Below are 8,512 nucleotides of genomic sequence, written 5' to 3'. Positions count from 1 at the left end.
CGCCGCTGCGGCAGCCCCCGCGGCACCGGCCGCACCGGCGCCCGCGCCGCCGGCGATGAGCCCGGCGGCCTTGGCGTACCCGGCGACGCCGAACCAGCCGATGACCGCCACCGGCACCACCGCCGGGATACCGCTCGCGACCTCCTCGATCTGACTGGCCGCCAGCCGGCACCTGGCGCACTCCTCCAGATGCTTGCGCAGACCCCGCTCGGCCCGGGTGCGCAGCCTGCCGCGGGCGTAGGTGCCGAGCTGGTCGGCGTAGCGCGCGCACTCCTCGTCGGCGGCGAGGGCTTCGCTGACGTGCGCCTGGAGGTAGGCCTGCTTCAGGCCCTCGCGGGCGCGGCTGGCGAGGACGCGTGTGCCGTTGGCGTCCAGCCCGAAGAGCACGGCCACCTCGCTCGGCGACTCGTCCTCGACCTCGGTGTGCCACAGCACGGCCTGCCACCGCTCGGGCAGCGACCGGAAGGCCTGCATGGCCATGGACTGCTCGGCCTCGTGCATGGCGCGCACGTCGGCGCCCAGCTCCAGGGTGTCGTCGTCGGCCGGCTTCGCGGTGTGCGCGGACTGGGTCGCGAACACGGCGAAGTCGTCGACGAGGTGCTCCCGCTTGGCCGACCGCGTCCAGCCCGCGGCGACGCGCCGGACGGCGGTCAGCAGGTACGCGCGTACGGCGTGCTCGGGTCCTGAACCGCCGCGCACCGCCTGGAGCATGCGGGCGAACACCTCGGCGGTGAGGTCGTCCGCGGTGTGCGCGTCCCGGCAGCAGGTGCGCGCGTACCGGCGCACGGCGTCCGCGTGGCGCCGGTACAGCTCCTCGTACGCTGTGTCGTCGCCCGCGCGCATCCGCCCGATCAGCTCGGCGTCGGACGGCGGCTCTTCGCGCGGGGGCGGCAGCACGCTGTCCTCGTGCAGCTCCCGCTGCGCCGGAACGCCGCGGCCCTGCGGGACGTTTGCAGGGCCGCCCTGACCCGGTACCTGCGGCGGATCACCGGGCCCGGCCTCGCCGTCCCCCAGTGCACCGTCCCGCCCGTCAACGCTCATCGCCCAAAGCCCCCGACACCTGCCCACCCTGACCCGAACACCGGGTCAGGGTGCCACAGCGTCTTTTCGCCAGACACCCGCACCGTGGACGGTCACTCGTCCGTGGCCACTTGCCGCAACGCAGTACTAATGCTCAGCCGTTAGGGGAAGGAATACACCTTTGCCTCCGGCCGGGCCGCCTGGGGACACGCCCCGCGCTTGCCGGCCGGGCGGTAGGCGCCCCGTGCTGGACGGCCGGGCAACCCACCCCTCTGCCTCGACGGCCAGCGAGTACGCGTCCCGCGCGGGACGACCGAGCGGCACGCTCCCCGTGCCTGACGGCCAGGCAGTACGCATCGCGTGTTCGACGACCGGGCGTGACGCTCCCCGTGTCGGACCGCCGGTCGGCACGGGCCCCCGGTCTCGGCGGCGGGGCAGCGCGCGGGATCGGCGGCCGGCCAGCAGGCACCCCGGTCCCCGCGGCCAGGCAGTACGCGCCCTGGGGCCGACGGCTGGCCAACAGCCACCCGGTCTCGGTGGCCGACCAGTACGAGCACGCTGCTCGACGGCCGACCAGCGCGGCTTGTGCCCGCCGTCCAGAAGACAGGCACCCCGTGCCCGCCGGGCAAGAACGACGGGCCCAGACCCGGACGGCTCGGGACCACGCGGCCCGCTCCCGTCAGGCCCTGGGCGAGACGCGCGTTGCCCGCTGGCCGGGGACCACGCACCCAGCCCCCGACGGATCGGGCGCCCCGCGCGAAGCGACCTCCGCCCCCCCCGACGCCGTCACCCGCCTCACGCGGGGCGTGACCGCAGGCCCTCCAGCAGGATGTCCAGCAGGCGGGCCGAGGCGGCCGCCTGCTGGGCCGCGTCCGGCAGCGAGGGTGCCGCCGTGGCTATCACCAGCAGCACGTCCGACACCGACACGTCCGGCCGCAGCTCACCCGCCGCACGGGCGCGCTCCACCAGCCGGCCCACGACCTCCAGCAGCGCCGCCGCCCCGTGATCCTCCTCCGGACCGAGGGACGCCCCCGCGGAGCCGGTGCCCGACCCCAGCGGCACCGCGTCCTCGGACACCAGCCGCAGCTCGCCGGAGGCCGGCTGCATCCGCTGCTGCGGCACCCGGGGCTCACCGGCCACGCCACCGCCGGCGGCGTCCTCACCGTCCTCCGACACCCCGACCCGCAGCACCTGCGGCGGCAGCAGCCGGCCGGCCCCCGACGCCACCGACGTGCGCAGGAAGCGCGACAGCGCCGACCACGGCTCGTCCTCCTGCCCGAGCGCCGCCCGGGCCTGGTCGGTCAGCCGGGCCGTCTCCTCCTCGGCTATCCGCCGCACCAGGACGTCCTTGCTCGGGAAGCGCCGGTACACCGTGCCGACACCGACCCGCGCGCGCCGCGCCACGTCCTCCATCGGCGCGCCGTACCCCAGCTCGCCGAACACCTCGCGCGCCGCGCGCAGCACGTGCTCCAGATTGCGCTGGGCGTCCACGCGCAGGGGCGCCGTGCGCCCGCCGTCACCGCGTCCGCCGCCCGTCGCCGCACCCATCACGCCACCGGGCGCGACAGTGGACGCGGACGACCAATGAGAGTCCTGAACATGCATGACAATCCCCCGGTAATGACGTCTCCCCCCGGAGACTCTCCCCGCCATCGAAAGCCGGAGTGCGCGGTGGCGGACCCGGTCCGGCGGCCCGCCCGTCGCGGACCCCGTGAACACATCCCCCTACACTCCGTGGGGACGAACATAGTTGAGCGGGAGTCAATTCAGAAGGGGCACGTTCCGCACGGAGCGCCCCCCGATCGGAGTACGAGCGGTATACGCCCGGAATATGCCCCCGTCCGTTCACCGCCCCACCCACGCTGACCTGCGTCGGCGCCGCACAGCACGGCGATCCGGCCAACCACGCGCCCGAGTGGTCTCCCGTCACACAAATCGCCGAGCCTGTGGACAAACGCAAGCGCCGGGTGCGTCATGGGATGGTGAAGGAACGTGCGCGCATTCTCGTTGTCGGCGGCGGCTACGTCGGGATGTACACGGCCCTGCGTCTCCAGCGGAACCTGAGGGCTGAACTCCGGCGGGGCGAGGCGGAGATCACCGTCGTCACCCCCGACCCCTACATGACGTACCAGCCGTTCCTCCCCGAGGCGGCGGCCGGCTCCATCTCCCCGCGCCACGTCGTCGTGCCGCTGCGCCGCGTCCTCGACCAGTGCCACGTCGTCATCGGCGAGGCCCAGCGCATCGACCACACCCGCCGCACCGCCACCGTCACCACCCTCGCCACCGAGGAGGAGGGCACGGGCGCCCGCCGGCTCGCGTACGACGAACTCGTCCTCGCGCCCGGCTCGGTCTCGCGCACCCTGCCCGTCCCCGGCCTCGCCGATCACGGCATCGGCTTCAAGACCGTCGAGGAGGCCATCGGCCTGCGCAACCACGTCCTCGAACAACTGGACATCGCCTCCTCCACCCGCGACCCCGCCGTCCGGGACGCCGCCCTCACCTTCGTCTTCGTCGGCGGCGGCTTCGCCGGGGTCGAGGCGCTCGGCGAGCTGGAGGACATGGCCCGCTACGCCGCCCGCTACTACCACAACGTCACGCCCGAGGACATGAAGTGGATCCTCGTCGAGGCCTCGGGCCGCATCCTGCCCGAGGTCGGCGAGGACATGGGCCGCTACACCGTCACCGAACTGCGCCGCCGCAACATCGACGTACGCCTCGACACCCGCCTGGAGTCCTGCGCCGACCGCGTCGCCGTCCTCAGCGACGGCGCCCGCTTCCCCACCCGGACCGTCGTCTGGACCGCCGGCGTCAAACCCCACCCGGTCCTCGCCGCCACCGACCTGCCCCTGAACGACCGCGGCAGGCTCCTGTGCACCCCCCAACTCGCCGTCGACGGCGCCCCGCACGCGTGGGCCGCGGGCGACGCCGCCGCCGTCCCCGACGTCACGGCCGCCGCACCCGGCGCGGACTGCGCCCCCAACGCCCAGCACGCCGTCCGCCAGGCCAGGGTCCTCGGCGACAACATCACGCACGCCCTGCGCGGCGAACCCCTCGACACGTACGCGCACAAGTACGTCGGCTCCGTCGCCTCCCTCGGCTTCCACCAGGGCGTCGCCCACGTCTACGGACGCCGGCTGAAGGGCTACCCGGCCTGGTTCATGCACCGCGCCTACCACCTCAGCCGCGTTCCCACCGTCAACCGCAAAGCGCGCGTGCTCGCCGAATGGGCCCTCGCCGGACTCTTCAAACGGGAGATCGTCTCCCTGGGATCACTCGAACATCCCCGCGCCGAGTTCGAACTCGCGGCCGGTGGAAAGCCTTCTCAGGAACCTCCGCGCAACCCGAAGGGGTAGTCCTGGCCGGAGTCAGGAACTCCCCGGGCCGGCCCGGCGTCTGACGGATGTCGGCCGGTCGGCACCCTGCCAGACTGGTCCACCACCGCGGGCGGGCCGACGCTCACCCCGCGCGGCTCCCGGGCCCTGCCGGTTCCGGTACCGGCCGCCGACGACTACCCGAGGCAAGGATTCGTGAACTTCACGCGCTGGAGCGCCCGACTCCCCGGAACACAGCGCCGCGCCGCGGCGCGGACCGACACGACGCTCGCCCCCGACCGCCGGGGAGACGGCTCCGTGCCCGCCGCCCGCGCCGAACAGCTGACCGACGAGGCCCCGCCCGTGCCGGCCGTCGACGACCTGCCCACACGCGACGTCCTCGACCGCGTCCCGGCCCTCGTCGCCCTCGTCCACGGCCCCGACCACCGCATCGCCTACGTCAACGACGCCTACGCCACGGCCTTCGGCACACGCCCCGTCGGCAGAGGGGCCCGCGAAGCCCTCCCCGAACTCGACGCGCTCGGCCTCTTCCCGCTCCTCGACCAGGTCCAGCGCAGCGGCAGACCCCGCACCCTCAAGTCCCGCAAGGCCCCCGACGGCCGGTCCTACACCTTCACCTGCACCCCGGTCACCGAAGGCGACGGCAGCGGCGACCGAGGCGTCCTCGTCTTCGCCACCGACGTCACCGACCACGCCGAAGCCGCCGCACGCCTGCGCGCGAGCGAGAGCCGCCAGCGCGAGACCGCCGTCACCCTCCAGCGCTCCCTGCTCCCGCAGGAGCTAGAAGAACCCGACGACCTGCGCGTCGCCGCCACCTACCACCCCGGCGGCACCGAGGCCGCGGTCGGCGGCGACTGGTACGACGTGATCACCCTCGGCGGCGGCCGCACCGCCCTGGTCATCGGCGACGTCATGGGCAGAGGCGTCCGCGCGGCCGCGGTCATGGGCCAGCTCCGTACGGCGGTACGGGCCTACGCCCGCCTCGACCTGCCCCCGCACGAGGTCCTCCAGCTCCTGGACGGCCTCGCCACCGAGATCGACGCCAACCAGATCGCCACCTGCGTCTACGCCATCCACGACCCGAACGAGGGCCGGCTGGTGTACGCGTCCGCCGGGCACCTGCCCATCCTGGTCCGCGACGAGACGGGCACCGTCCAGCGCGCCGACGAGCCCACCGGCCCGCCGCTCGGCACGGGCGGCTGGATGCACGCGTCGGGCTCGATCGCCCTGACCCCCGGCTCCACCGCCGTCCTCTACACCGACGGCCTGGTGGAGCGCCGCAACGAAGATCTCGACGAGGGCATCGCCGCCCTGGAACGCGCGCTGTCCGGGGCGACCGGCAGCCCCCAGGTGATCTGCGACCGCCTGGTCCGCTCGGCCGGCGTCACCCCGGAGCACGACGACGACGTGGCCGTCCTGGTCCTACAGCACCCCGCCCGCAAGGGCGCGGAGGCCGAGCTCTTCCGCAACGCCACCCTCGAACTGCTCGGCGGCGTCGAGGCGGCCCCCCGCGCGCGTGCCTTCGCCTCCGGCGTCCTCGCCAGCTGGCGCTTCCCCGCCGACCTGCACGACCTGGGAGTCCTGGCCACCAGCGAGCTGGTCGCCAACTCCCTCCAGCACGGCACGCCCCCCATGCGCCTGCGCCTGCGCCGCACGGACCGCCGCCTGATCATCGAGGTCACCGACGGCGACGACCACCTGCCCAGGCGCCGCCGCGCGGAACCGGGGGACGAGTCCGGCCGGGGCATCGCCATCGTCGCGACCATCGCCACCAACTGGGGCTCCAGACGCACGCCCGGCGGCGGCAAGTCCGTCTGGTGCGAGTTCGCCCTGCCGAAGCCGTGAACCTTGGGCCGGAGCTGTGACTCCCGATCCCTGAGCGCTGAGCCGTGACGGGCGCGAACCCGTCACGGCATCCCTCACGCCTCCGCGGCCGCCACAGCACCCGCCGGCGCCCCGCCCTGCGTGACCACCCGGCTCCGAGCGAGCGACGGCTGGTTCTGCACGTCCGTGAGCTGCCGCCCCAGCCGCACCGCCAGCACCGTGATGCCCAGCGAGAACAGCAGGAACGCCACGATGTACGGCCCGTGCAGCGAGGCCCCGAGCGGCCCGCCCACCGCCGGCCCGATCGCCAGCGCGAGCTGCTTCACCAGGGCGAAGGCGGAGTTGTACTGCCCCGCCAACCCGGTCGGCGCCAGGTCGGCCACCAGCGGCGCCAGCGTCGGCGACAGCATCGCCTCACCCAGCCCGAACAGCGCGTACGTCGAGATGAACGCGGCCGTCGCCATCGTCTGGCTGCCGTGCCCGAGCCCGGCGTACCCGGCGACCGCCCATGCCACGGCCCAGATCAGACCCACGGCGGCGATCACACGGGACCGCTTGCGCCGCTCCACGAACTTCAGCACCGCGAACTGCGCGACGACGATCATCAGCGTGTTCGCCGCCAGCGCCGTCCCCAGCGCGGACGTCGAGATCCCGGCGGCCTCGACACCGTAGGCGCTCAGCCCCGACTCGAACTGCCCGTAGCAGGCGAAGAACAGCACGAAGCCCAGTACGCACAGCTGCACCATGGCCCGGTTGCCCAGCAACTGCTTCCAGCCACCGCCGGAGGCCTGCCCCGGCGCGTCCTCCACGCGCGGCGCACGCGGCATCCGGACCGTCGCCATCACGACGACCAGCAGCAGGAACATCGCCGCCTCGATCGCGAACAGCATCGTGAACGACGCGGCGCTCGTGGTGTCGACCAGGTGGCCGCCGATGAGCCCGCCGACGCCGAGACCCAGGTTCTGGAGGAAGAACTGCATCGCGAACGCGCGCGACCGGGTCTCCGACGGCGAGCAGTCCACGATCATCGTGGCGAGCGCCGGCTGCATCACGGCCTGCCCCGCGCCCAGCGCCGCCGCGGACAGCAGCACGGTGGCCGCCGTGGCCGCGAGCCCCAGGCTCAGCGCGCCGAGCGCGGCGGTGACCAGGGCGACCAACAGCACCGGCAGCGGGCCCCGCCGGACGATGGCCCGCCCGGCGAACGGCAGCACGATCAGCGCGGCCACGGCGAAGACGGCGAGTACGAGACCCGCCGTCATGGACCCCAGTCCCCGTACCTGCGCCACATAGACGTACAGGTAGGGGACGGTGAAGCCCAGCCCGAACGCGCTGAGTGCGTTGCCCACGTGGATCCGGCGCATCGCGGCGCCCATTGCCCTGGTCACGTTCACCCTCTCTTGGGTAGTCCGCTCCAGCCGTTAGAGCTGAAGACTTAGAAGCTAAAGTTCGAAGCTAAAGAGTACATACCGAAGGACTTCAAGGCAAAGGAGCGGCGTGCCATACTGCGGCCATGGGCGACACCTCCGGCGCCGGCGAGCCGCCACTCGAAGAACAGATCGCCGCCTACCAGCGCGAGTTCCAGGACCTCGACCCGCAGGTGGAGAAGATCGTCTCGGCCCTCTCCCGGCTCAACCGGCGTATGAACGTCGCGTACGGCCGCCAGACGGCCGAGCTCGGCATCGGCAACACGGACTGGGAAGTGCTGAAGGCGCTCGTCCTGTCCGGCGCCCCCTACCGGCTGGGCCCCGGCGACCTCGCCAAGCGGCTCGGCCTGACGCCGGCCGCCATGACCCACCGCATCGACCGCATGGTGACGGAGGGGCTGGTCACCCGGGAGCGCGACGAGTCGAACCGGGTCCGCGTGATCGTCGAGCTGACGGCTGACGGACGCGAGAAGTGGCTGGAGGCCATGCGCCTCGCCACGGTCTTCGAGGAGGACCTCCTCCAGGACCTCTCACCGGACGAGCGGACGGCCCTCGGCGAGGTCCTCACCCGCCTCCTGCGCAGGGTCGAGCACGCACAGCCCGACGCCGGCGGCCGGCTCAGCGACCTCGACTAAAAGATCTTGACAGGGGCCCCTTGACACGCCCCTGCCGGCTACGTAGAGTTCTTCGGGTTGCCACGGGGCCGTAACGGTTCTTCGGCAGCACCTCCCGCCGCAGCAGCGGCACACCAAACCACCAGCACGACCTCCCACTGGGACTGTTTCGGCGTGTCCGAATTCAATTCCGAATGGGACTCGGCGCCCCGGTCGACACCGATTGGGAAACGCCGTGAAAGTCCGCTAAGGTTTGAGACGTCGGAACGGCCCAACAGCCGGGAAGACAACCCCCTCT

The 8,512-nt window shown here is 73.2% G+C and carries 6 protein-coding genes; 3 read left to right on the top strand and 3 right to left on the bottom strand.

Annotation, left to right across the window (positions count from 1 at the left end):
• Together GTW67_RS17080 and GTW67_RS17075 are read right to left on the bottom strand one after the other, a co-directional pair.
• Positions 1-1,041: sigma-70 family RNA polymerase sigma factor (locus tag GTW67_RS17080; protein ID WP_161165685.1), on the bottom strand; the 1,041-nt coding region annotated here is incomplete at its 3' end.
• Positions 1,042-1,815: 774 nt separating this feature from the next.
• On the bottom strand, positions 1,816-2,625 hold the full coding sequence (locus GTW67_RS17075) for a TetR/AcrR family transcriptional regulator (protein WP_161165684.1): 810 nt from the start codon (positions 2,623-2,625) through the stop codon (positions 1,816-1,818).
• A gap of 374 nt (positions 2,626-2,999) precedes the next feature.
• Here GTW67_RS17075 and GTW67_RS17070 point away from each other — a divergent pair, with 374 nt between their 5' ends.
• Complete coding sequence (locus GTW67_RS17070; protein WP_161165683.1) at positions 3,000-4,373, top strand: NAD(P)/FAD-dependent oxidoreductase; 1,374 nt, start codon at positions 3,000-3,002, stop codon at positions 4,371-4,373.
• Between the two features lie 174 nt (positions 4,374-4,547).
• A complete protein-coding gene (locus tag GTW67_RS17065; protein ID WP_161165682.1) occupies positions 4,548-6,197 on the top strand; it encodes a SpoIIE family protein phosphatase in 1,650 nt (549 codons plus the stop codon).
• A 74-nt stretch (positions 6,198-6,271) separates the two neighbouring features.
• Here GTW67_RS17065 and GTW67_RS17060 read toward each other — a convergent pair whose 3' ends face one another.
• Positions 6,272-7,549 carry an MDR family MFS transporter gene (locus GTW67_RS17060; protein WP_161165686.1) on the bottom strand — a complete coding sequence of 426 codons (1,278 nt, stop codon included), beginning with the start codon at positions 7,547-7,549 and terminating at the stop codon, positions 6,272-6,274.
• 137 nt (positions 7,550-7,686) lie between these two features.
• Here GTW67_RS17060 and GTW67_RS17055 point away from each other — a divergent pair, with 137 nt between their 5' ends.
• Entirely contained in the window at positions 7,687-8,235 is a 549-nt protein-coding gene (locus tag GTW67_RS17055) for a MarR family winged helix-turn-helix transcriptional regulator (protein WP_161165681.1), read from the top strand.
• Positions 8,236-8,512: the final 277 nt, after the last annotated feature.

The sequence above is a fragment of the Streptomyces sp. SID5910 genome (genome assembly GCF_009862125.1).
In the GTDB taxonomy this organism is placed as follows: domain Bacteria; phylum Actinomycetota; class Actinomycetes; order Streptomycetales; family Streptomycetaceae; genus Streptomyces.
This window is presented reverse-complemented; position numbering and strand designations above follow the sequence as displayed.